Annotated in this window: 19 protein-coding genes and 1 pseudogene; 15 read left to right on the forward strand and 5 right to left on the reverse strand. The window is 36.8% G+C overall.

What is annotated here, in order from left to right:
- Positions 1-156 precede the first annotated feature (156 nt).
- The gene (locus tag GGQ92_RS04835; protein WP_184245168.1) at positions 157-1,125 is read right to left on the reverse strand and encodes an ATP-grasp domain-containing protein; all 969 of its coding nucleotides are present in this window, start codon (positions 1,123-1,125) and stop codon (positions 157-159) included.
- 624 nt (positions 1,126-1,749) lie between these two features.
- On the opposite strand from GGQ92_RS04835, the gene GGQ92_RS04840 reads away from it, so the two are divergent.
- Both GGQ92_RS04840 and GGQ92_RS04845 read left to right on the forward strand, forming a co-directional pair.
- The gene (locus tag GGQ92_RS04840) at positions 1,750-2,016 is read left to right on the forward strand and encodes a hypothetical protein (RefSeq protein ID WP_184245170.1); all 267 of its coding nucleotides are present in this window, start codon (positions 1,750-1,752) and stop codon (positions 2,014-2,016) included.
- A gap of 57 nt (positions 2,017-2,073) precedes the next feature.
- Positions 2,074-2,799 (forward strand): hypothetical protein, encoded by a 726-nt coding sequence (locus GGQ92_RS04845; protein WP_164668678.1) that lies wholly within the window; start codon positions 2,074-2,076, stop codon positions 2,797-2,799.
- Positions 2,800-2,885: 86 nt separating this feature from the next.
- Here the strand turns inward: GGQ92_RS04845 and GGQ92_RS16580 are convergent.
- Positions 2,886-4,195 (reverse strand): annotated as a pseudogene (locus GGQ92_RS16580) (ISL3 family transposase).
- A 553-nt stretch (positions 4,196-4,748) separates the two neighbouring features.
- Positions 4,749-7,502 carry a phosphoenolpyruvate carboxylase gene (ppc, locus tag GGQ92_RS04855; protein WP_184245172.1) on the reverse strand — a complete coding sequence of 918 codons (2,754 nt, stop codon included), beginning with the start codon at positions 7,500-7,502 and terminating at the stop codon, positions 4,749-4,751.
- Between the two features lie 803 nt (positions 7,503-8,305).
- Here ppc and glpK point away from each other — a divergent pair.
- The 4 genes from glpK (at position 8,306) to dhaM (ending at position 12,719) form a co-directional block, all read left to right on the forward strand.
- Entirely contained in the window at positions 8,306-9,805 is a 1,500-nt protein-coding gene (gene glpK / locus GGQ92_RS04860; RefSeq protein ID WP_184245174.1) for a glycerol kinase GlpK, read from the forward strand.
- A 124-nt stretch (positions 9,806-9,929) separates the two neighbouring features.
- Positions 9,930-11,579 (forward strand): glycerol-3-phosphate dehydrogenase/oxidase, encoded by a 1,650-nt coding sequence (locus GGQ92_RS04865; RefSeq protein WP_184245176.1) that lies wholly within the window; start codon positions 9,930-9,932, stop codon positions 11,577-11,579.
- Positions 11,580-11,712: 133 nt separating this feature from the next.
- The gene (gene dhaL, locus GGQ92_RS04870) at positions 11,713-12,333 is read left to right on the forward strand and encodes a dihydroxyacetone kinase subunit DhaL (protein ID WP_184245179.1); all 621 of its coding nucleotides are present in this window, start codon (positions 11,713-11,715) and stop codon (positions 12,331-12,333) included.
- On the forward strand, positions 12,330-12,719 hold the full coding sequence (gene dhaM / locus GGQ92_RS04875; protein WP_184245181.1) for a dihydroxyacetone kinase phosphoryl donor subunit DhaM: 390 nt from the start codon (positions 12,330-12,332) through the stop codon (positions 12,717-12,719). Before dhaL ends, dhaM begins: the two co-directional genes overlap by 4 nt.
- Positions 12,720-13,039: 320 nt before the next feature.
- On the opposite strand, the gene GGQ92_RS04880 is transcribed toward dhaM, so the two are convergent.
- A complete protein-coding gene (locus tag GGQ92_RS04880; RefSeq protein WP_184245183.1) occupies positions 13,040-14,224 on the reverse strand; it encodes a Gfo/Idh/MocA family protein in 1,185 nt (394 codons plus the stop codon).
- 177 nt (positions 14,225-14,401) lie between these two features.
- Here GGQ92_RS04880 and GGQ92_RS04885 point away from each other — a divergent pair, with 177 nt between their 5' ends.
- The 6 genes from GGQ92_RS04885 to GGQ92_RS16385 all read left to right on the forward strand — a co-directional run bounded on the left by GGQ92_RS04885 (position 14,402) and on the right by GGQ92_RS16385 (position 20,480).
- A complete protein-coding gene (locus GGQ92_RS04885) occupies positions 14,402-15,226 on the forward strand; it encodes an AraC family transcriptional regulator (RefSeq protein WP_184245185.1) in 825 nt (274 codons plus the stop codon).
- A 154-nt stretch (positions 15,227-15,380) separates the two neighbouring features.
- Positions 15,381-16,532: a Gfo/Idh/MocA family protein gene (locus GGQ92_RS04890; RefSeq protein ID WP_184245187.1), complete on the forward strand. Its 1,152-nt coding sequence runs from the start codon at positions 15,381-15,383 to the stop codon at positions 16,530-16,532.
- Positions 16,533-16,544: 12 nt separating this feature from the next.
- Positions 16,545-17,723 (forward strand): dihydrodipicolinate synthase family protein, encoded by a 1,179-nt coding sequence (locus tag GGQ92_RS04895; protein WP_184245189.1) that lies wholly within the window; start codon positions 16,545-16,547, stop codon positions 17,721-17,723.
- Positions 17,720-18,541: a sugar phosphate isomerase/epimerase family protein gene (locus GGQ92_RS04900; RefSeq protein ID WP_184245191.1), complete on the forward strand. Its 822-nt coding sequence runs from the start codon at positions 17,720-17,722 to the stop codon at positions 18,539-18,541. The genes GGQ92_RS04895 and GGQ92_RS04900 overlap by 4 nt, the downstream gene beginning before the upstream one ends.
- A 173-nt stretch (positions 18,542-18,714) precedes the next feature.
- Positions 18,715-19,485, forward strand: a complete 771-nt coding sequence (locus GGQ92_RS04905) for a sugar phosphate isomerase/epimerase family protein (RefSeq protein WP_221437236.1) — start codon at positions 18,715-18,717, stop codon at positions 19,483-19,485.
- A 77-nt stretch (positions 19,486-19,562) separates the two neighbouring features.
- Positions 19,563-20,480, forward strand: a complete 918-nt coding sequence (locus tag GGQ92_RS16385) for a hypothetical protein (protein WP_246384054.1) — start codon at positions 19,563-19,565, stop codon at positions 20,478-20,480.
- 107 nt (positions 20,481-20,587) lie between these two features.
- Here the strand turns inward: GGQ92_RS16385 and GGQ92_RS04915 are convergent, their stop codons facing one another.
- The gene (locus GGQ92_RS04915; protein WP_184245195.1) at positions 20,588-21,511 is read right to left on the reverse strand and encodes an aldo/keto reductase; all 924 of its coding nucleotides are present in this window, start codon (positions 21,509-21,511) and stop codon (positions 20,588-20,590) included.
- Between the two features lie 225 nt (positions 21,512-21,736).
- Here GGQ92_RS04915 and GGQ92_RS04920 point away from each other — a divergent pair, with 225 nt between their 5' ends.
- The 3 genes from GGQ92_RS04920 (at position 21,737) to GGQ92_RS04930 (ending at position 25,436) form a co-directional block, all read left to right on the forward strand.
- Complete coding sequence (locus GGQ92_RS04920; RefSeq protein ID WP_184245197.1) at positions 21,737-22,261, forward strand: DoxX family protein; 525 nt, start codon at positions 21,737-21,739, stop codon at positions 22,259-22,261.
- A gap of 459 nt (positions 22,262-22,720) precedes the next feature.
- The gene (locus GGQ92_RS04925) at positions 22,721-23,398 is read left to right on the forward strand and encodes a GntR family transcriptional regulator (RefSeq protein WP_184245199.1); all 678 of its coding nucleotides are present in this window, start codon (positions 22,721-22,723) and stop codon (positions 23,396-23,398) included.
- A 16-nt stretch (positions 23,399-23,414) separates the two neighbouring features.
- A complete protein-coding gene (locus GGQ92_RS04930; RefSeq protein WP_184245201.1) occupies positions 23,415-25,436 on the forward strand; it encodes an alpha-glucuronidase family glycosyl hydrolase in 2,022 nt (673 codons plus the stop codon).
- The last annotated feature ends 2 nt before the right edge of the window (positions 25,437-25,438 follow it).

Raw genomic sequence — 25,438 nt, forward strand, 5'->3', positions numbered from 1 at the left:
AAGAATCACTATGAATAAGGATGGAAAGTTATAGAAGGAAAGGATTCAATACTACTAGATAGCGATCAAAGAAATTTTAAAAAATAGCGTAAGCACCAACCTAATTCCTATATTAGGAACAGGTAATCAAGGCGCATACGCAGTTATTCAATTTTGTTAGAATCTTTTTAGCATGTAATCATAATAACGCACCATAGTAACACCATTTTCATAATGGCAAGGCTCGGCTGGCGTGTTCGCTTGCCCTTTTAGGTTACGAACAATGTAGTCCATATAGTTACATCCTAATAAATGAGCGTGTATATAGCCTGCCCCAAAACGAGGGTTTATTTCAGAGATAAAATAATGCCCATTGTATTCGAACAAATCAATATCAATAGGTCCTCTTAGCTCAGGAGAGTCTTTTAAGAAATTACGTACTAATTTTTCGAGCTCGGGGTGATGTAACGACACAGCTTTATCTGTAGCACCTTCTTTCATCTCTTTCTTTTCTTTAATAAACATGTCAACTAGCTCACCACTTATTAAATCAACATAGACATCACATCCGAATTCGCGATTCTTTAAATAGGGCTGGATTAAAAGTCTTTCGTTTGTGGAGGTAATTCTTTCTAACTCCTCTTTATTATCAACCACACAAACACCTATACTGCCATCTCCATTGGCGGGTTTGACGATTAAGGGAAAGTCGAAATAGCCTTCCGCTAAGATGTCGAGCATTTCTTCGGTTTTCGAAAATGTTGGGACTCCAGGGTAATTTAAGTTTCGAATGTATTGGTAAGTTTTCATTTTATCTAAACATATTTCTACCATTTCTTCTGAAGGTGTCAAAATTTTTATTCCAAGATTGTCCAAAACTGATTTATTTTTTACTAGCTTCAATACTTCCTCATCTCTGACAGGAATGATTGCATCAATATCGTGCTCTCTGCATGCTGTTAATATAGAGGCAATATAACCTTCATCTGTAAAAGGTCGTAATAGAACAAAATCATCAGCAACATATAAAGCTGCTGATAAAGGATCGGAATCCCCGGCTATGACCTTTCCTTCGTTTGATAATGCTTCTTTAAGAAATTCCACCTGTTTTACGCGTGGTCCGATGGAACAGATAAGTATGTTCATGAAAAGTCTCCTCTCGAGGTACTCCTCTGTAATTTAATTGTTTACTTCTATTTACTCGTTTTTTAAGGAGCTTAAACATTACAATTTTATATGTAGGATTTTTTGGGTCTTCGGAATATATTGTGGAAAAGGGCTTATAATTCACCCTTCTTCAATTTCTTTAGAAATATGGAAAAACGAATACCAAAGTTAACTAAATTCCATAAAGATGCTCTTTCGTTATAGATGAATTATGAAAAAAATATCCAATATACTTTAGAAGTTAAAAAACTATAAAAAAAGCATTTAATTTACTTTTCTATTCATCTACCCATATAGTTATAGTAAAGTTTTAGTTCAAAACCATTCTGTTGCAATACCTAATGCAATGTATAATTAGTGCGAATCTAAATATAAATTGAAAATTTGAATAAAAATTAAATAAAAAACAGTACATTATATCTATTACATTAATGGGATTTTTTCCGATATTAAAAATAATATCTTTTTAAGGAGGGATATTACTTATAGCTTTATAATGACTATTATATTTGTTGTAGTTGTAAGTTAATCAATTCCCAAAATTTTGAAAGGTGGTACTCAAAATGAAAAAAGTTTATTTTAATATTTCTTGTAACTTTATTAATGTCCCCAATTGCTATTAGTGCGGATACGAGCACCCCGGATCAAGTAGAAGATGCCATAGAATTGCCTAGAAACGATAAGACCGATAGAACAATGCCGGAGAAGAATCACCTAAATGAAATCAACTCAGATACTGACAGTAGAGCTTATAAAATTGAGTTAGGAATGAACCCTACAGAGAAATTAACTATTGTATCACAAAAAAACTATGACATAGTGATAACTGATTCGAATGGTAATACTATTAAACTGCTACCGATACTTTAACTCCAAAGATTACTTTAGATTATAAAATAGAGATGAAGTGAGGTTTGAAAAGGTCAAATGGTCTCTAGTATTCAAAGATTACTAAATAATTATTTTGATAAAAGTAATGTCCAACAACAAAATTTCCGTAACACAGTTTCACAATCAGTAGAGAGAACTGATGGTGTTCATTCTAATAAGAATGTAGAAATATATAATCCCAAAACTAATAAAGTGAAATACAATGATAAATCTATTTCACCACGGTTACAGGTTGACAGAAATTACAATTTAACTATTGAAGAAAACAAAGTATACAGTGTGGATACAGATTATGGATTGATAAACTATCAATTTAATAATGATTCAAATTCAAGTTACGTTCAAACACTGCATTACGATAATCAAATTAGTGATGAGAAACGTGTCCATCTAGAGAAAAACAGGCAATTTTTAACTCATTTACAGACGTTTGCAGAGACTGGAAGAATTAATATTATGTATACTGCAAGAGAAGCTAGTGAAGTACTAGAAGGATTTAATAGATTGGGAATCAATACCGAAGAGCCTTTCACTATAAATAATAAACCGACAAGATATAGGATCGATCCTTCTGGTGTTATTCATGAAGTTGATCTTGAGAGTAGAGGAATGAAAGAGAAGGACTGGAGAAAGTTTGGACATGATGAAAATACTATATTTATAATTCAAGGTAAAGAGTACAAAATGGACGAGAATGGTCAACTTCCTTTACCAAAAGATTATGTCCATAAACATGAGCAAGTACAAATTATTAATAAATAATGTTCAGTAACATAATATTTCTAGCACCCTGAAATTTATATAGGGTGCTTTTTTCTTGGATTTTCGGATTTATGGTGGAACGGAACTTATAGCTCTCCCTTTTCCAACTCCTTAATAAATGTGGTGAAGTCGATACCAAAGTTATCTGAAACGTTGTGATCTGTAACGTGGTCAAACATATTTGGTAAAGCATCATAAAAAGCATTTTTATTAAAACGAGGTTTCCGCTTTTTATGAAGCTTTTCGTTGAATAAAATTTTTGCCCTTAAAGAATCGAAAGAATATCCTTTTCCCAGTCGTTCAACATGACGTATAATGCTATTTATAGACTCTGTATATGCGTTAGTAAGTCTTTTATCAAAGTGATTGAATATTTCTTCATTCCAATTGTCTACGGCTCTAACAAGGTCTTTATAAGCATCTTTAACATTACTGGATACACAACGCTGACGCCAATTTATATATCGTTTTTCTCCTTCTTGTGAACTTGGCGTATCCCATATCTTATAGAATTCTTCTTTGAGTTCATAGGCTTCCTTCAAATCAGGAATATTTCCAAGCCAAGTTTCTAAAAGTAGCAATTCACGGTCGATTAGATCGTGCCTGCGTTTGAGAAGTATAAACCTATCACGCATAAGTGTTCTTCTTCCTTTTGGTGTCATATTAGTTCTTAAAGATTTCCTAACACTATCCAAGGCTTGATTTGCCATACGGACTACATGAAACTTATCTACCACCACTTTAGCGTGTGGAAGGACGATATTCACTGCATCTTTGTAAGGTTTCCACATATCCATTGTGACGTATTCGATATAAGACCTATCTTCAATCTCTAAAAGGCGTTTAATGACTATATCCTTGTTACGATCCCTTTTGATGTCATAGATAGTTCTCCGTTCGACGTTGGTAAGTACCAGACGAGGTTTACGAATGATGTGTATTTCATCTATCCCAAGCCATTTAGGAGTCTCAAATTGGTATTCTCTTTATTTAACGCATAGTCCTTAAAGACGTTCCTAACGGTCTTCTCGTCAACACCAACGCTTTCTGCGACTTCTACAAAGGTCTTAGACATTGATTGCTCTTCAATGGATTCTAACAGCCTTCTGGTCATACTACGCTTTTCGTCAATGGATATAAGACGTTCCCAAAAGGTCGAGTCACACTCACGACACTTATAACGTCTACGGTTCAATTGTAAGCCAACTCGCTTTAAACGAATGGGCAAATCCATAATCAATTGTTTTCGTGAGCTGTGCTTATATAACTTGTCAAAACCACATTCTGGACAACGTTCTGGAGGATAGATTGCTTCCACTTTAAACATCATATCGGTTTCATTCTCTTGTGGTGGTTCGATTGCTGTAAGATCTGGGAGGAATAATAAGTCGTTCATATTACACCTGAACCAACTCTGGATTTTGATAGATATTACCAATAATTTTTAAATTGCATTCAAGTGTCTTATCATCCACATATTGTACTTCATTTGTCATATGCCAATGTGAGTACAAATTTATCCAAGCACGAAACTTAATACCAATAAAGGATAATGATATTACACTAAATAATCCGATTTATGATTAAATTGTTGTTAAACTATTAAACTGGGTTTTCCACTATATATTCCGAAGACCCGATTTTTTAATTAGAAAAAGCAATGGATACTACGGAACTTTAAAAGTCCTATTAACGAACAGATTGTATTTGGCGTCAAGTAGTGTCTATCTGGAGTGAATTTATTCTATCGAGCGTCAAGTAGTGTCTATCTGGAGTGAATTCCTTCTATCGAGCGTTAAGTGATGTCTATCTGGAGTAAATTTATTCTATCGAGTGTCAAGTGGTGTCTATCTGGAGTGGTTTTATTCTATCGAAGCATTAGCCCATTAAAAATAGGTACCGAACAGATTCAATAGAATCACTCGATACCTACATTTAAATTACGTATATTAACCAGTGTTACGAAGTCCTGCTGCAACTCCATTAATTGTTAATAATGCTTCCATTAATAGCTCATTGTATTCTTCACTGTCTTCCTCTACATTACGTAATTGAGAAAGAAGGAGTACTTGTAGATGATTTAATGGATCTACTAAAGGATTACGCAGTCGGACAGATTCTTTAATATTTGGACGATAATCCAATAATTCTTCTTGTCCAGTAATTTGAATAACAATGTCTTTTGTAATATCGTATTCTTCCTTAATTTGTTGGAAGATTCTTTCGCTAATTTCTTTGTCATCCACCATATTTGCATATTCTTTGGCAGTTTGTAAGTCAGCTTTCGTTAGAGCCATTTGTAAATTGTTAATCGTAGCTTCAAAGAAAGGCCAATGTTTATACATATTTTGGAGGATACTTAAATTGCCAGTTTCGTCTAAAAATTTCTTAATACCAGTACCAGCAGCAAACCAAGCAGGTAAGAGCTGTCTACTTTGCGTCCATGCAAAGACCCAAGGAATCGCACGTAAATCTTCAAATCTGTTACTGCCTTTACGCTTCATTGGTCGTGATCCGATGTTAAGATTTCCTAGCTCGTTAAGTGGAGTTGCTTGGTTGAAATAAGATAAGAAACCACCATCATCAAATACAAGGCTTTGATACTTTTCTAATGCATAGTTAGAAATGGAGTTCATCGCCTCAATTTCTTCTTTAGTAGGTTCCATGTCTACTTTTTCACTTTCAAGTCCTAATATTCCTGTCATTAATGTCGAAGTAGCTTGTTCTAGGCTTCGATAAGCTATATCTTCAATTAAATAACGTGAAGATAGTACTTCACCTTGTTCGGTTATTTTGACACCATCGCCTAGAGTAACTGGCGGCTGGGATAATAAACTAGAATAAAGTGGGCCACCACCACGACCGAGAGAACCACCGCGACCATGGAAATATTTTAATTTCACGCCATAATTACTAGCAATTGCATGTATTTTCTCTTGGGCTTTGTATAATTCCCAGTTTGCGGTAATATTTCCTCCGTCTTTACTACTGTCAGAGTATCCGAGCATTACTTCTTGAAGGTTACCACGAGCATCGATGTGCTTTCGATAAAGTGGAAGCTCGAGTAATTTTAGAAGCATATCTGGTCCATTTTGTAAGTCTTCGATTGTTTCGAGTAGTGGAGCAATATGAATTCTGCTTACAACCGTTCCGTCAGGATATACTCGATAAAGACCAGCTTCTTTAGCTAACACTAATACTTCTAGAATATCACTTGCATTTTCTGTCATACTAATTAGATATACTTCGATTGCTCTTAGGCCGAAGGTATCTTGTGCTTTCTTTATCATTCGGAATGTATTAATCACTTCTAACGTTTCATCGCTAAATTCATCATAGATAGAAACAAGTGGTCGAGGATCTTCTAAAACCTTGGTTAATGTTTTAATTTTTTCATCCTCTTGAAGCGAACTGTAATCTTCCGTTGTTCCAACTTTACGGAAAATCTCTTTAAGAGCAGATTCATGTTCACCACTGTGGTTTCTAATATCTAATGACGCTAGGTGGAAACCGAATAAATCTACTTGTCGAATAGTTTTTCTTAGTTGTTTAATTGGATTGCTTTTCGGATGATGTAATTCCATACTATCGCGAATGAGCAATAAATCTTCTAAAAGTTCTTCTGACTTTTGATAACCATGCTCTTGTTCATTTTCAGTTAATTCTAGTTTTTTCAACATTAGTGATAGCTTTACACGGTATACTTCGTCTTCTTTATGCCATCCATTGAATGCTAGAACCTTACGATCTTTTTCGATAGATTCTCTAATCGCATCACTGACAGACACTTTTGTATCTGAATGACTTAGGCGATGTTTAAGAATTTGTAGAGATTCACGATATTTCTTTAAAACTAATTCACGATGCTTTTTAAGTGTTTCATACGTCGTTGTTGCTTTTACAAATGGGTTACCGTCACGGTCGCCACCAATCCAAGATCCAAAACGTAAAAAGGATGGTATGTTCCAACGGTAATTATAATTTTCGAATAACAAATCTTCTAGGTCATCATGTATTTTCGGTAAGACATCAAATAATACACGATCAAAATAATATAGACCGTTCGAAACTTCTTTCATAACAGATGGTTTCTTTTGTCTGATTTCTTGCGTTTGCCATAAAATTGTAATTTCATTTTCAATTCGTTCTTTAATTATTTTCTTATCGTAACGAGTGTATGAATAGTCCCAAGCAATTAACAAGCGAGCAATACGCTTATGTATTTGCAGAATCGTTCTTCTAGTAGCCTCCGTTGGGTGTGCGGTCATAATCAACTCCATAGAAAGCTTGTTAAGTAATTCGGTAACTTGTTCTGGTTGAATATTATTGTCAATTAATTTCTTTACACCGTCTTCTAATGACCGCGGTTGAATAATCGTATCATCTTCTGCTTGATATTCTCTACGTCGACGTAATCGATAATTTTGCTCTGCGATGTTAAGTAGATGCAGATGCGTAGCAAATGCTCGAATAACATTCTGACGTGTATCTGGTCCCAAAGTTGCAATCATCTGCTTAATTTTATTTTGTGATTCGATGCTTTCTGTCAAACGAACTTCGGTGGATAAGGATCGGATTGTGCGTACGGTAGTTAAGAGTGCTTCTCCACCTTCATTTTCTAAAACATTATCGAGAATAGTTGTTAAGTATTCTGCATCCTGTATTAAACTAGCACTTGATTTTTTCGTTGATGTAGTCCCCATTTGTCCCACTTCCTTTCTGAAATTTTTGTGTCAGACCCATTCGTTGGATAGGTTTATAAATAAAGATAGCCTTAGACGATAGGAATAGAGGTATTACAAATGAATACATCTATATTAGGCTGGATGAGATTCGAGGATGGTATGGACAAACGGCCCATAAAAAAAACCGTCTGTGTGATAATAGAAACAGACACTTTACTATCTTAACATGAATAAGAACATGTACGTAATAATTTGTCCTAAGATTCCTAATAGTCTGACAAATCAATCGTAGTTTGTAAAAATAGTAAAAATATTGGCATGGGTTATTAACAGTTTATGATAAATAAAGTATTTTCGCAAATTTTTTTAAATGATTTAAGGAAGAACAAGGTAGTAATTTTGCTTTTTTACTAGTCTAATAGAGTTAAAATACATGCTTTCTTGTATAGATATAAGCAATACTATTAATTTCGACAGATACCTCATTTTTCCGTTAGGAGAGTATAAAATTTCTTTGATGGAGTAAAGCGAAGTAGTAGAAAATTAGAGCAAAAGGATGTTGGCCGCAAAGGATGCATGTAGTAGTTTATTATGACTGCGATTCGGAGTATAATAGTATCAACCATACGGATAAATTTAAAAACTTACACCGAAGAGCCTACATGAATTTTTTCATTACCAAAAAATATTGGTTTAAATTCAATGTGGGCTATTTTCTATTCATTGTTCAGAGGAATGGATGCAGAGGATTAAGGGTATAGCATAGTAGATTATTTTACATATTAGTGTTAACAAGACGTGGAGAGTAAAGGAGGAGAAGTATGGAAAAATATATTATGGCGATTGATCAAGGAACAACTAGTTCGAGAGCGATCTTGTTCGATAAAAGCGGGCAGCCTGTTTCTGTTGGACAGAAAGAATTCGAACAATTTTTCCCTAAGTCTGGGTGGGTGGAGCATGATGCGAATGAAATCTGGACATCTGTTTTATCATGTATGGCAGATGCACTTCGCAAAGCTGACGTAAGTCCAGCACAAATCAAAGGAATAGGGATTACCAACCAACGTGAAACGACGGTTGTTTGGGACAAAGAGACAGGCAAACCAATCTACCATGCCTTAGTATGGCAATCAAGACAAACAGAATCGATTTGTCGTCAATTGCGAGAAGACGGCTATGAAGATATTTTTCGTAAAAAAACAGGCTTACTAATTGATCCATATTTTTCGGGAACAAAAGTAAAATGGATATTAGATAACGTAGAAGGTGCCAGGGAGAGAGCGGAGAAGGGTGAATTACTATTCGGTACGATGGATACGTGGCTCATTTATAAGTTGACAGGTGGTAAGGTTCATGTAACGGATTATACAAATGCCTCACGAACGTTAATGTATAACATTTACGAGCTAGAATGGGATCAAGAACTATTAGATATATTAAATGTTCCATCAAGCATGCTTCCAGAGGTAAAATCCTCCTCCGAAGTTTATGGGAAAACATTAGATTATCACTTTTTTGGCTATCAAGTTCCTATAGCAGGAGTGGCAGGTGATCAGCAGGCAGCATTGTTCGGACAAACGTGCTTTGAAAAAGGGATGGTTAAGAATACATATGGGACTGGTTGTTTTATGCTTATGCACACTGGAGAACAACCCGTGCAATCGAAGCATGGTCTTCTAACCACCTTAGCATGTGGGATAGACGGTAAAGTCGAATATGCATTAGAAGGAAGTATATTTGTTGGTGGTTCATCGATTCAATGGTTAAGAGATGGTCTTAGAATGTTCAACCAAGCTCAACAATCCGAAGTCTATGCCAAACGAGTTGAATCTGCAGATGGTGTGTATGTTGTCCCAGCATTTGTAGGTTTAGGGACACCTTATTGGGATAGTGATGCTAGAGGAGCCGTTTTCGGTTTAACTAGAGCTACATCTAAGGAACATTTTATTCGTGCCACATTAGAGGGAATTGCTTATCAAACAAAAGATGTTCTTATGGCTATGATAGAAGATTCAGAAATGACCGTCCAATCACTTCGTGTTGATGGAGGAGCTGCGGCAAATGACTTTTTAATGCAGTTTCAAAGCGATATTTTAAATGTTCCGGTTGAAAGACCAATTACGTTAGAAACTACCGCACTTGGAGCTGCATATTTGGCTGGTTTAGCCGTTGGTTTCTGGAAAGACAAAGAAGAAATAAAGGAACAGTGGCAACTAGATAATAAGTTTGAAGCAGAGATGGAATCGGAAATTCGAGAAAAGCTTTATCACGGATGGAAAAAGGCGGTGCAAGCAACTCGAGTTTTTAAGATGGACGATTAAGTCATACCCTGTACAGTTTTTTTATGGAAAGATGGATGTATATTAAGAAAAAGAGCAATCTACTAGAATGAACGCGCAAATATCGTATAGAGAACCATTACCAATCGTAGAAAGGACGAACGAAATGAATTTTTCAAGTCTTGCTAGAAGTGAAACATATAGACAGATGAAAGAAAAAGAGCTTGACCTCATTGTTATTGGTGGTGGTATCACGGGTGCCGGAATCGCACTAGATGCCACAATGCGGGGAATGAATGTTGCGTTGTTTGAGATGCAAGATTTTTCTGCTGGAACATCTAGTCGATCTACAAAATTAGTTCATGGTGGACTTCGTTATTTAAAGCAACTAGAAGTTAAGATGGTAGCAGAAGTAGGAAAAGAACGAGCAGTAGTATACGAAAATGGTCCACACGTGACAACACCAGAATGGATGTTACTTCCTTTTTATGAGGGTGGGACATTTCGTTCTTTTTCTACAAATATAGGTTTACGAGTGTATGATTTCTTAGCGGGTGTAAAAAAGGCAGAACGGCGACAACTATTAACGAAAGAAGAAGCACTTCGGAACGAACCTTTATTAAAACAAGAAGGCTTAGTAGGTGCAGGCTATTATGTTGAATATAAAACCGATGATGCACGTTTAACCATGGAAGTATTAAAAAAAGCAGTTGAAAAAGGGACAATGGCAATAAATTATGCAAAAGTAGAAGGATTTATCTATGAAGAAGGAAGTTTGAAAGGGGTACGTGTCATCGATCAACTAACTCAGGACACATATGATTATTATGCTAAATCCGTTATCAATGCGACTGGTCCATGGGTCGATACACTACGTGAAAAAGATAACTCAAAAGAGGGAAAGACTCTCCAATTAACAAAAGGTGTTCACCTAGTTTTTGATCAATCACGCTTTCCTCTGCAGCAGGCTGTCTATTTCGATACACCTGATGGTCGAATGATATTTGCGATACCACGGGAAGGTAAGACATATGTTGGAACAACCGATACTGTGTATGATGGAGATATTGCGCATCCTGTCATGACAATAGAAGATAGAGAATACATTTTAAAAGCAATCCAATTTATGTTTCCAAGTGTCGAAATAACTGAGGATGATGTCGAGTCAAGTTGGGCAGGGTTACGACCATTAATTGGCGAAGAGGGAAAAAGCCCATCTGAGATTTCACGTAAAGACGAGATATTTGAATCTTCAACTGGCTTAATTTCTATTGCAGGTGGAAAATTAACAGGATACCGTAAAATGGCAGAAGAAGTTGTCGATATCATTGTCGACCGGATGGTAAAGGAAAACCGTAGTGTATTTTATCCTAATAATACAGCAACACTCCCTATATCAGGTGGAGATGTTGGTGGCTCAAAAGGCTTCGAAGAATTTAAAGAGAAAAAGACGGAAGAAGCTGTTCGCCTAGGATTGGCAGAAGAAGACGCAAAAAATATTGTCCAAAGATATGGTTCAAATGTCGATCATATTTTAGATTATTATGAAGAAGCAAAAAGGGTAGAATCTATACTTGATCCGTTAACAGAAGCAATATTACAGTACAGTATCAACGAGGAAGCTACATGTACACCAAGTGACTTTTTTATTAGAAGAACCGGTGCATTGTTCTTTCATATGGAATATGTACAAAGGAAAAAAGATACTGTTATCGACCGTATGCAAGAAATCTTCCAATGGGATGAGGAAGAAAAACTCAAGCATGCAAAGGAGCTAGAAAAACATATTTTAGAAGCTGTAAAACCTACGAATTAAATCCTGCAAAAAGCAGGATTTTTCCCATTTAATAGGGAATATATTAACTTAGTAACAATATCCAAGCGAAACAATAGCGAATACCATATAATAGATACGATAGATTTATTTTACTTTGAAAAGGGGTCGTGGCATGACGATATTAACGACAGATGGAGCAAAACAATGGATGTTCTCGATAAAAGAGCGAATGGAGAAAAATATAGATCAACTAACGGCATTAGATCAAGCAATTGGCGATGGGGATCATGGTTTAAATATGGTGCGAGGCTTTACAGAGGTTTCCGGAAAAATAAATAATGTAACGTATGGATCTGTATCAGATGTTTTAAAAAGTGCTGCTATGACACTTTCCGCAAAAGTTGGTGGTGCTTCTGGTCCACTTTATGGTACCGCCTTCTTAGCGATGTCGGTTGTTTTTCAAGATAAAGAAGTTGATCAACAAGTACTTAAACAAGGTATTGTTGAAGCAGCCGAAAGTATTAAGAAAAGAGGAAATGTAGAATTAGGCGATAAAACGATGTATGATGTATGGTTTCAAGTTGGTGAGGTGTTAGACTCCGAGATAGAGGATTGGAATGACGTGGCAGAAGTTTGTCAAGCCATGATTGAGGACACTCGTGAATTAGAGGCTTCCAAAGGACGGGCTAGCTATTTAGGGAATCAGTCGAAAGGTCATGTAGATCCTGGCTCAATGTCATCCTTTTATATATTTGAAGCGTTAGTAGAGGTATTAAAAGGAGAAAAATTATGAATGCTAAAGTAGGTATCGTAATAATTTCCCACAGTTTGAAGATCGGTGAAGGTGTGAAGGAATTGGCAGGGCAAGTGATTCAGGATGTACCAATCGAAGTTGCAGCAGGCACAACAGAGAATGAAATAGGTACAAGCATTGAAAAAATTCAAGCAGCTATTGAAAAGGCTAATAAAGGAGCAGGTGCTCTATTGATGTATGATCTTGGTAGTGCAAAAATGAACGCAGAAATGGCAATAGAATTTGCTAATAACCAGGATGTTAAAATAGCAGAAGGTATTCCTCTAGTGGAAGGTGCGTATATCGCGGCAGTCGAATCCAATATGGGACATAGCTTAGCAGAAATTCTACTAAGCTTAGAAAAAATTCAACTAGAAAACATGTAAAAACACGAAGTAAATCTATTTATAATAGAGACTTTGACATAACTTAATTTTTAATCATCGAAGACGAACAATAAATAAAATGCTGTTTTATTAATTACGTAGTCAAAACACGAGACTCCAGCAGGAAAAGCAACAGCTGAAAATCCATTTCATAAGTTTTCAAAAACTTATGAAATTAGTTGAAGCGTTGCCTGCGGAAAGCGAAGTGTTTTAGCGAAGTAATTATAAAAAAGCGTAGATACCGAACGAATTCTAACAAATCGTTCGGCATCTACTATAATAAAATACTTCTGTCCCGGGCTCTTACGGTTTTTCATATCCTATTCATACGTAATTGTTTTTCCAGGTCTGCTCCAGTCAAATTCTAATTCTGCTGGCATTTTAAACTGTTCATAACAATTTTTTAAAGCCTCTTCCAGTCCACTCACCGTAGTCAATTTATTACTCTCATCATATTGAATTAAATGTTTTGGAAACGTTGGAATTGGGTCAACGGAACGATGAATCCCATCAATAGCGTATACATGTGCACCAGCAGCTTCAGGTCCACAGAGTACTTCATGCGAATTTTGCTCAACAGCCTCTACCATTCGGTCAAGCTTGCGTAAATGAATACGATCTGGACTTTTGTATACTTTCGTTTCTCCATTCTTCCATGTAGCAACAATTTCGTCTCCCTCATCATTCGGATGATAGGTAATTGTTGCATTCTCAAACTCTAAAAAGTATTGTGGCTTGTATTCATCTTTTACAGCATGCGAGGCAAGATATAAAATTTCTACATTATTCGATGTCTTTATGTTAACAGCACACGTATCGAAGGTTTCAATAGGATTAGCACGGTACAATTCAGCTTTAAGCTCTTGTATTTTTGTACTAGTTGAAATCGACTCTCCACTTAAATAAAAAAGATGATGTAAAAAATGTGCAGTAGCATTACTTAACACGCTATCAAAGATTTTTTCTCCATTTGGACCAAATTGTTTTCCAGCCCAACCAGACCGGTTATAATAATCCGCATTCCTAGGCCAGAGCACTAAACTTTTCATCCTTTTCGGTTGACCAAACTTGCCGGCTACGATGTCTTGCTTTAATTCTTGTACGGAATCAGTAAAAGACCAATTAAAGCCAATCGCAAGCATTTTCTTCGTTCGATCTCTTGTTTCAATCATCTGATGTAGTTCCTCCACATCTGCGGTGACAGGTTTTTCACATAATACATGACTGCCATTTTCCATAGCTAAGCATGCCTGCTTCTTATGTAGGTGAATCGGTGTAGCAATTATAGCTAAATCTGCATCATGTTCTTTATAAAAGTTTTCTAAAGAATCGTAAACAGGTATTTCCTTTTTCATAATCTCGTCGTAGAATCTTGATTTCTCTAATGTAATATCAACGACTCCTTTTAAGTATGCGTTTACATTGTTCGACATTAAAAGTTCTTCTGCATAAATATTCCCATAACCCCCAACACCAACTAGTACGATGGAAACCTTGTCTGTCATTTGGACATCTCCTCACTTTTCTTTTTACAAAATAATCAATTATAATAGAATAAGATTTTACTATAAAAACTATTATTCATGAAAATAACACCAAGAAATCATATTGTCAACGTAATTTATCTTTATCGAAAAGAAAATAAATAGAAAATATAGAGAGGTAATATCGGAGGAACCGCGATGTTAAAAGCCATACAACTTAATCAAACAGGTGTTAAATTATATGAAAGCAAACACCACCCTGGCGATCGGGTCGAAGAGCATCACCATCCGATTTTTCAGTTGCTTTATACGTTAGAAGGTACAGGGGATATTAAATTAGATGGAAAGCAGTATCATCTCGAACAGGATCATTTAGCATTTATCGTACCATATACACCTCATGCCATTGTATCGGATAAAAAAATGACTGTCCTAGTATTGGCATTTAGTGAGGAGGCATTATCCCTTCTTCGCGATGATGCGTTACAAAAAAAACTTTCTAAATCTAAAATCATTCAAATCGATTCATTTACAAGTAGTGATATTCGTCAGCTTTTACGAACGTTACTTTATGAACAAGCGAATGAGTCAGAGCATCAAAAACTCGGTTTACACATTGCTTTAGCACAATTATTATTATTGGCGGTTAGAGGGGAACGCAAAAGCATTGCACTGGATGCTAACATGCTTCGAGCAGAGCGATTAAAAGAATATATTGATACCCATTACTTTGAATGGATTAATGCAGAGGATTTGGCGGCGAGATTAGGTATGAGTACTCGGCATATGAATACAATTTTTAAAGAAACGTATTCTGTGACGCCGATTCAATACTTAACAGAAGTAAGGATAGGCTTAGCAAAAAAAATGTTAGCGGAAACGGATAAAGACATTGCATCGATTTGCTTTGAAGTTGGCTTTGAATCGATCTCGACTTTTTATCGAACGTTTAAGAATTTAACCTCTTTATCACCAAACAAATATCGACATAAAGAAAAGAGATACACAGGAAAAGCAAACTGATAAGACTTTTTTATATCCTCATCAACTAAAAAGATGGGGATTTTTACTGCAATAAAGTCATTTCCGAAATTAAGAATTTCGTTCTTAGATTAGTAAGACGGATTGAAAGATGTGAGCTATGATGGAACCAACAAAGATAAAGGAGAGATAAATCATGGCAGAACATAAAATAGGAATTATTATGAACGGTGTAACCGGAAGAATGGGAACGAATCAACACTTAATTCGCTCTATTAAAGCAATTCGTGAGCAGGGTGGTGTCTTGTTGAAAAATGATGACACACTAATGCCTGACCCAATTTTAGTAGGTCGAAACGACAAGAAATTGAAAGCGCTAGCAGAAGAACATGGGATTGAAAGATATTCGACAGATTTAGAATCAGCACTAGCAGATGATTACAATGTTATTTATTTTGACTCTCAAACAACAGTCAGAAGAGCAGAGGCTATCAAAAAAGCTATTGCAGCAGGAAAGCACATTTATTGTGAGAAGCCAACTGCAACAGATTTAGAAGGATCTGTTGAATTAGCGAGACTTGCAAGAGAAGCAGGCGTTAAAAATGGCGTTGTACAGGATAAACTTTTCTTGCCTGGTCTATTAAAGTTAAAGCGATTAATTGACTCTGGTTTCTTCGGAGAAATTCTTTCAGTACGTATGGAGTTTGGTTATTGGGTATTTGAAGGAGATTGGCAAGAGGGACAAAGACCATCTTGGAACTATCGAAAAGAAGACGGTGGCGGAATTATCGTCGATATGTTTGCTCACTGGCGTTATGTAATTGATAACCTATTCGGAGAAATTAAATCACTTTCCTGCTTAGGCGTGACACACATTCCTGAACGTGTTGACGAGAATGGTGAAACGTACAAAGCTACAGCAGACGACGCTGCCTACGCAACATTTGAATTGAAAAACGGTGTTATTGTGCAAGCGAACTCGTCTTGGACTGTACGGGTAAACCGAGAAGATTTATTAACAATTCAAGTAGATGGAACAGAAGGAAGTGCTGTAGCAGGTCTACGTGATTGTAAAGTACAACATCGTGTAAACACACCAAAACCGACATGGAATCCTGACATTGAAAACCCATTTGATTTCACTTCTCAGTGGCAAGAAGTTCCTACAAATGATGTGTTTGATAACGGCTTTAAAGTGCAGTGGGAACAATTTTTAAAGCACGTCCATGCTGATGAGCCATTCCCATGGGATTTATTAGAAGGTGCAAAAGGTACACAACTATCTGACCTTGGACTAGAGGCATGGGAGCAAAGACGATGGGTTGACGTGCCTGAAATCAAACTTTAAGGAGGAATCCGATTGTCTACTATTCTATTACCGAATAAAAACAGACAGTTTTATACGTATGAAACAAAGCCATATGTTGCGTTTGATATACCAAAGGATAAAGCCTTTGAAAAAAGAATCGCCTATTCTGCTGCCCACGTGGTAGCAGATCCTATGGCTGTAAATGATCCGACACTAGATTCCCAAATTGATTGGGACAAAACGATGGAATACCGCCATTATCTATGGTCGTTAGGTTTATCTGTTGCCGAAGCAATGGACACAGCTCAAAGAGGAATGGGTCTAGACTGGAATAATGCGAAAGAGTTAATTTCAAGATCCATCAAAGAAGCTAAAAGTGTCGGTGGTAATATTGCTAGTGGTGTTGGTACCGATCATTTAGAAGCCTCTCCAACTGTGTCACTAAGTGATGTAGAACAAGCATACGAGGAACAAGCGTCTTTTGTAGAAGGTGAAGGTGGAAGAATTATTCTTATGGCTTCCCGTGCACTTGCAGCTTGTGCAAAAGGACCAGAGGATTATCAGAGAGTTTATAATAAGATACTTCAAGGTGTGTCTGAACCAGTGATTCTTCATTGGCTTGGTGATATGTTTGACCCAGCATTAAAAGGTTACTGGGGTCATGAAGATCTGGATAAAGCGATGGAGGTTTGCCTTCAAATTATTCGAGATAATGAGGAAAAAGTGGATGGGATTAAAATTTCTCTTCTCGATAAACAAAAGGAAATCGATATGCGTCGCTTGCTCCCGGAAAGTGTAAAAATGTATACGGGAGATGACTTTAATTATCCTGAATTAATTAAAGGTGATGAAAAAGGATATAGTCACGCATTATTAGGTATTTTTGATGCGATTGCACCTGCTGCAGCTGCTGCAATGCATGCCTTAGATAAAGCGGATTGGCAACAATACGATGATTTGCTGGAGAAAACAGTGCCACTATCACGCCATATCTTCCAATCACCAACATTCTCCTACAAAACAGGGGTTGTATTTATGGCTTACTTAAACGGTCATCAAGATCACTTCCGTATGATTGGTGGAAAAGAAGGAGCTCGTTCAATCGTACATTTATCAGATTTGTTTGTGATGGCAAATGATGCAGGATTGCTGAGAGATCCGGAAATGGCCTCTCACCGTATGAAACTCGTTTTAGAACTAGCAGGTGTTCGTCAGGAGGTAACGGTATGAATGAACCATCCTTAATGAGTAGATTAAGCTTAAATCAAATTACAGTTGATCAATGGACATTGAAAGAAGCGGTTGAAGGATCGGTTCGTCACGATATTCCTTGGATATCAATTTGGAGACATAAAATAGAAGAGATTGGATTAAAGCAGGCTAAGAAATTAGTTCAGGATTCTGGTTTAAAGGTTTCGAGTATTTGTCGTGGTGGAATGTTTCCGGCTGCTACAAAGAAGGAACGCGCTGAAAAAATTGACGATAACAAGCGCGCAATTGAAGAAGCGGCTGAACTCGGAACAGATACACTTGTACTTGTATGCGGACCAAGTGCGGATAAAAATATAGATGAAGCAAGGAAACAAGTTGCGGATGGGATCGATCAACTTGTGCCTTATGCAAAGGATTATGGAGTAAAGTTAGCTATTGAACCACTGCATCCAATGTTTGCAGCGGATCGTTCCGTTATAAATACGATGGATCAAGCGAATACAATAGCGGAGAAATACGACCCATCAGAAGTTGGCGTTATTGTAGATGTGTATCATGTTTGGTGGGATCCAGATTTATATAAAGAAATCGAACGCGCAAAAGGAAGAATACTAGGATTCCATGTTTCGGATTGGAAAGTTCCGATGCCGGATATGTTTGCAGGTAGAGCAATGATGGGTGATGGCGTAATTGAAATTAATAGAATGCGAAAAGCGGTAGAAGCTGCAGGCTACTTTGGACCAATTGAAGTAGAAATTATTAATAAAGAATTTTGGAATCAAGATGGCAATAATGTATTACAAGGCATAAAAGAAGCTTATGAAAAACATGTTTAAGATTGTTGTTTTTTATATCTAGATTTTTAGAGGCTTTCTCATTAATTGAGGATAGCCTCTTTTTGTGAATATAGATATCGGATAAGATAGAGGGTATAGGTATTTTATATTAATAAATAAAAAATGAAATATTATATATAATAGGAAGAAACTAGATTAGGAGGCAATAAGCAATGACGCATCCAATAGCATTAGGAATTTGTTCCGTTACATTTCGTGACGAGTCACCGGAACGGATTATTCAACTAGCTAGTCGAGCAAAATTAGACGCAATCGAATGGGGAGCGGATATTCATGTGAGACCAGGTGAGTTCAAAGAGGCAGAAAGAATAGGTAACCTGACAAGAGAAAATGGACTAGAAGTATCTTCGTACGGATCGTATTATAAATTAGGAAGTAATGCTAGTAATTTTCTAACAGTGCTCGAAACAGCAAAAGCTCTTGGAGCCTCAGCAATACGTGTTTGGGCAGGAGAAAAAGGTAGTAGAGAAGCTGACGAGGAATACCGCACTAAAGTGGTCGAAGATGCTAAGAAAATTGCTGCAGTTGCTAATGCGGAGAATATAAGTATTCATTTAGAGTTTCATGAGCAGACACTTACCGATACGGGAGAGAGTGCAAGAGATTTAATGCTTGCTATCCAACATCCAAATGTATATGTATATTGGCAACCACCTAACCATGTATCTGTTGAGGAGAGAATCCATAGTATCCACAAAGTGAAGGAGTGGATATCGAATATTCATATTTTTCATTGGTATTCGTATGAAAATCGAATGACACTAGCAGAAGGAAGAGATGATTGGCTCACTTACCTAGCAAACATACAACAAGATAATAGAGCTAGGTACGTACTCATGGAATTTATAAAAGGTGACAATCAAGAACAATTTCTCAAGGACGCAAAAGTTTTACACGAGCTTAAAAACGCTATAACTCGCTAGTTTTATATCTTTTTCGATAGAAATCGAGTTTACAAAGTAGATAAATAATGGTAATTTAGATAGAAGAAAATTAATTAATGGAGGTGAGCACGCTGCAGCAATGGAAAGAGTCAATACCTATATATATTACTATTGCATGCGTTTTTACAGCTTTAATAGGTGGCGGATGGTTTGCGTTTAGCTATTTAAAAGGCAATACTGTTTTAAATAACCAGGATATCATCGAATATGTAGCATCTGACCATACAGTAGTATCCATGAATAAAGCATCTATTTCACCTCCATTAACGCTCGTAGCTTCTGAAGAAACGGAAGAAGAGGACGAAGAATTAGAAGAAGATGAACTTGAAGAGGAATCAGAAGATGAGTTACCGGACGCTTCATATACGGAAGAATGGGTAGGAAATGGCGGAACAGGTACACAAAGCAATACGAATACATACAGTAAGCCATCGCAATCAAGTAATAATACAACGACTAGTACGAATAGTACAAATGCAACCACTGGAAATTCAAGCACAGGGGGAAGTTCAGGCTCTGGAGGAAGTTCAAGCTCAGGGGGAAATTCGAGCTCAGGGGGAAGTTCAAGCTCAGGGGGAAGTTCAGGCTCTGGAGGAAGTTCAAGCTCTGGAGGAAGTTCAAGCTCTGGAGGAAGTTCAAGCTCTGGAGGAAGTTCAAGCTCTGGAGGAAGTTCAAGCTCTGGAGGAAGTTCAGGCTCTGGAGGAAGTTCAGGTTCTGGAGGAAGTTCAGGTTCTGGAGGAAGTTCAGGTTCTGGAGGAAGTTCAAGCTCTGGAGGAAGTTCAGGCTCTGGAGGAAGTTCAGGCTCTGGAGGAAGTTCAGACTCTGGAGGAAGTTCAGACTCTGGAGGAAGTTCAGACTCGGGGGGGAATTCGGATACGGAGGGAAGCACAGGTTCAGATGAAAGTTCAGGCTCGGAAACAGATTCCGGTTCCAACCAAGAATCAGATATAAATCCAAGCCCACGTGATGAATAAGAAAGAAGTTTTAACTTACGAACGAGGACTCATAATTCTTTATAACAAATCCGAACTAACTCATATAGAGAGTGGTTAGTTCGGATATTTCGTTTAACAGACTAATACTATTTTACACTTTGCGGATGTTGGTCAGATACTAAGTCCAAACTTGCTGCTTTTGCATTGGCGGAAACTTGCTCAGGGTTCTTACACCCTGGAATAACAGTCGTTACCGCATTATGTTTTAGACACCAAGCTAAAGCCCACGTAGCCATGTCAACACCATCAGGAACTTCGTGTCGTCCAATTTCCTCAACAATTCTTAGTTGACGATTTACTTCCTCCTCATCATGACGAGACCTTACATCGGAAGCTTGAAAAGTTGTTCCTGGCTTATACTTTCCACTTAAATAGCCGCTAGCAAGCGGAACTCTTGCTAACACGCCTAGGTTCTGTTGAATAGCTGATGGGAAAATGCTTTCCTCAGGAGCACGATCTAATCGATTGTATACTACTTGGATAGCTTCTGCTCCAACTTCAGAAGCTTTTTCCGTTTGATAACTGTCTTGATTGCCAGCCAAAGATATAGCTAAATGACGAATTTTTCCAGCCTGTTTTTGTTTGTCTAACATTGTCCATAAATCATCATTATTAAATTCTTCGTCTGTGCAAGAATGTGCTTGGTACACATCAATGTACTCAGTTTTTAAAGCACGTAACGATTGGTCGAGTTGCTTCAACACTTCGTCAGGATTCCAATGTCTTGTTCTCTCAAACTTTGAGTGAAAGTGATGGCCAAACTTTGTAGCGATGATCCAGTCTCCTCTATTATGTCGTGTTAAATAACTTCCGATAAATTGTTCAGATAAATGATCGCCATAACATTCAGCAGTATCAATTAAATTAATGCCTTCAGCTTTCGCTTGATTAAGAATCGCATCTACTTCAGGTTGGGTGAAATCATGTCCCCATTCTCCGCCGAATTGCCATGTACCAATTCCGACTACTGAAACGTCTAAGTTAGTAATTCCAAGCTTTCGATACTTCATACAAATCCATCCCTTCTATAGAATAGCTTTCCCTAAATATAAACGATTTTTCATAGGAAGTCACAAATTTGACACAAAAAATTGAACAAATTGTGAAATTGTGAGCAAACTTATTTTCAAGCACGAAAAACATGCTATGATAAACATGTAAAGAAAATAAGTTATTTTCTAAATCAAATCATACAACACATTGTGAATTAGTGAGCAATGTAAGGAGGAATTAAAATGTTTAACAATTTATTGAGAAACAACGCAATCGTAGCAGGAGTTTTAGCATTCATACGAATTTATTTAGGCTATCAATGGTTTACAGCAGGTGTAGGAAAAGTAACAGGTGGATTTGATGCAACAGGTTTTATCCAAGGTGCCATCGCTAAAGCTGGCGGAGAAAATCCAACCGTCCAAGGTTGGTGGGCTGCATTCCTTGAAGCTGTAGCATTACCTGGAGCAGATCTTTTCACTTTTCTAGTAGCTTGGGGTGAAGTATTAGTAGGAATCGCATTAATCTTAGGTTTATTTACAAACTTTGCAGCTTTAATGGGAATTATCATGAACTTTGCCTTCCTATTCAGTGGAACAATTAGCACAAACGGTCAAATGATTCTCTTAACTACATTCATACTAGTAGCTGGATTTAATGCAGGTAAATACGGATTAGATAGATTTGTACTACCTTATCTGAAAAATCGCTTCTTCCAAAAACAAACGGTAGAAGAAACAGTAGTTAAACAGCCATTCGAAGCACATTAATTTAAAAGAAAGAAAAATCAGTGTCCAACCTAACTGGACACTGATTTTTTGTATGGACGAAACAAGGATGGAAGAATCGTACACCCACAAAAAAAGGCACCCTTATGTTTACATAAGGATGCAAAGGGGGACAATCTATTTTGAATCAAGATACTGTACATTCTTCATACCAATATGTTGATATGAACAGTATATGTACACAACAACAATTATTGTAACCGATTTCATTATATAAAATTATGATATCGTTTTCAATAGGTATAAAGTCCTGTTTTTGATTAATCTTATGATACATAATGTTTGCATTTCAAAGAATTATATTTATCCTCTATGTTTACTCTTTTGATTTGCTTCGATATAATTTGGTTTATTACATTCATATGCGTCGATGTAGTTGAATAGTTGTTCACAAAACGATATAATAAAACTACCATACTAGTATAAAGAGGGGTGAATGAGATGGCGATTAATGGACAAAGAGCACGTGGCTCTTCTAGACAATACGTATATGACATTGTAAAAGAGCAAATTATGACAGGTGAGCTTGCACCTGGTACAAAGTTGTCTGAAAAAGAAATTTCTGAAAAGCTGGATGTTAGTAGAACACCTGTTAGAGAAGCCTTCTTACAATTAAATCAAGAAGATCTGTTAGGCATTTTTCCTCAAATAGGTACAATTATCACAAAAATCGATTTGAAATTAGTAGAGGAAGGTCGATTTGTAAGAGAGCACATTGAAAAAGCCATTGTAAGAGAAGCGGCAGATTCGATTAATGAGGAAGATTTATTACAGATTGAATCCAATCTGACATTACAAGAATTTTCACTTCAAAAGGAATCTTACCAAAGACTTTTTGAATTAGATGACCAGTTTCATTATCTTTTATATAAAGGCTGTCAAAAAGAAAGAACATGGGACATGATTAAACGAATGAATGTACAGTTTGACCGATTACGTCTTTTCCGCTTAGCTGTAAACCATGATTGGGACATTATTGTCGCTCAACATAGAGAGATATTTGAAGCGATTCAAGCAGGAAATGCTGATAAGGCGGAGAAAAAAACAATTGAACATTTAGGGTTAGTAAACATTGAGAAAGCCGAATTGAAAGATAAGTATGCAGATTACTTTGTTTAGCAGAGGAGAGAAATAGATGGATACTAAAATGTATAATATGTGGTTGCAGTATGATTCGATTAATAATCAAACATTGAGAGAGCAGTATACGGAGTTCTTTTCTAAGGTACGTTTAATAGGCAATTCAGAGATTTTTGATTCGATTAAAGAGGAGCTAGAGATTGCGGTAGATAAGATGCTCCAGCAGAAAGTTGGCTGGACAGCATCTGATGATGCCAAAATTGTAATCGCTAACAGTTCTGATTGGAATATTAAAGCAGTAGAAGGATTAAATGAAGAAGGATACACGATTGTTTCAAATGGAAATCAGCTGAAAATTATAGGTAATTCAGATCGCGGCGCATTGTACGGTGTATTTCACTTACTCCGTATGATGCAAATGCAAGAAAGTATTACAACATTATCGATTAAAGAGCAGCCGACGAATCCATTTCGAATGATCAATCAATGGGATAACTTGGATGGAAGTGTTGAAAGAGGCTATTCAGGTAATTCGATCTTCTATGAAAATGGGAAAATTGTAGAGGATAAAACACGAATTAAAGATTATGCTAGGTTTTTATCTTCGGTTGGAATCAATGCAATTTCTATTAATAACGTAAACGTTTGGGAAGAAGAAACCTATTTTATTACAAAAAAGTATTTGCCGGAAATTGCGGAAATAGCATCTATATTTAGAGGATATGGTCTCCAATTATATTTGAGTATTAATTTCGCGAGTCCAATTGCTATAGGGGATTTAGAAACGGCAGATCCATTGGATGGAAGTGTGAAAAACTGGTGGAAAGATAAAGTAAGAGAAATTTATGACTTCATTCCAGACTTTGGTGGTTTTGTTGTAAAAGCTGATTCGGAACATCGTCCAGGACCGTTTAGTTATGACCGCGACCATGCAGACGGATCAAACATGTTAGCGGAAGCATTAGAACCGTTTGACGGAAAAGTAATATGGCGCTGCTTTGTATATAATTGCTTGCAAGATTGGCGTGATCGTTCTACCGATAGAGCAAGAGCAGCATACGACCATTTCAAACCATTAGATGGTAGATTTCATTCTAATGTAATTTTACAAATAAAGAATGGACCTATGGACTTCCAAGTGCGAGAACCAGTTTCTCCATTAATAGGCGCAATGAGCGAAACAAACCAAATGATGGAGCTTCAAATTGCCCAAGAATATACAGGACATCAAATTGATCTTTGTTACTTAATTCCACAATGGAAAGAAGTGTTCTCTTTTGATACATATATTCAAGGAGAAGGTTCTACTATTGAAAAAATTGTAGCCGGACAAATACATCCATATCGTCATAGTGGTGTTGTTGCGGTCTCTAATATTGGAAATGATGAAAATTGGACTGGACACACATTGGCTCAAGCTAATTTATACGGATTTGGTAGACTTGCATGGAACCCGTCACTTGAATCAGAGACAATTGCAAAAGAATGGCTTAAACAGACTTTCCCTCAAAATAACGATGTAGAACAAACGATTTTAGATATGTTAATGAGTTCATGGCCAATTTATGAAAATTATAATGCACCATTAGGAGTTGGCTGGATGGTTACGACTCACTTACACTACGGACCTAGCATCGACGGTTACGAATATTCTAGATGGGGAACTTATCACTTTGCCGACAGAGACGGTATGGGAGTAGATCGTACAAAGGAGACAGGAACGGGGTATACAGAGCAATATGAAGAGCCGAATCGCTCAATGTATAATAATTTAGATACGTGCCCAGATGAACTGCTTTTATTTTTCCATCACGTACCATACAAGCATACATTGAAAAGTGGAAAAACCGTGATTCAACATATATATGATACGCACTTTGAGGGATATGAACAGGTACTAGGACTCCAAAAAAAGTGGGACCAGTTAGAGAGAGTTCTAGATGAAGAACGTTTTAATAATGTAAAGGAACGATTAGAAAGACAACGTCTCAATGCTCGAGAATGGAGAGATCAAATCAATACGTATTTCTACCGGAAATCAGGTATTGCGGACGAGAAAAACCGTACGATTTATTAAAG

Origin of the sequence: Gracilibacillus halotolerans, from assembly GCF_014206945.1 — a bacterium.
Taxonomy (GTDB): domain Bacteria; phylum Bacillota; class Bacilli; order Bacillales; family Amphibacillaceae; genus Gracilibacillus; species Gracilibacillus halotolerans.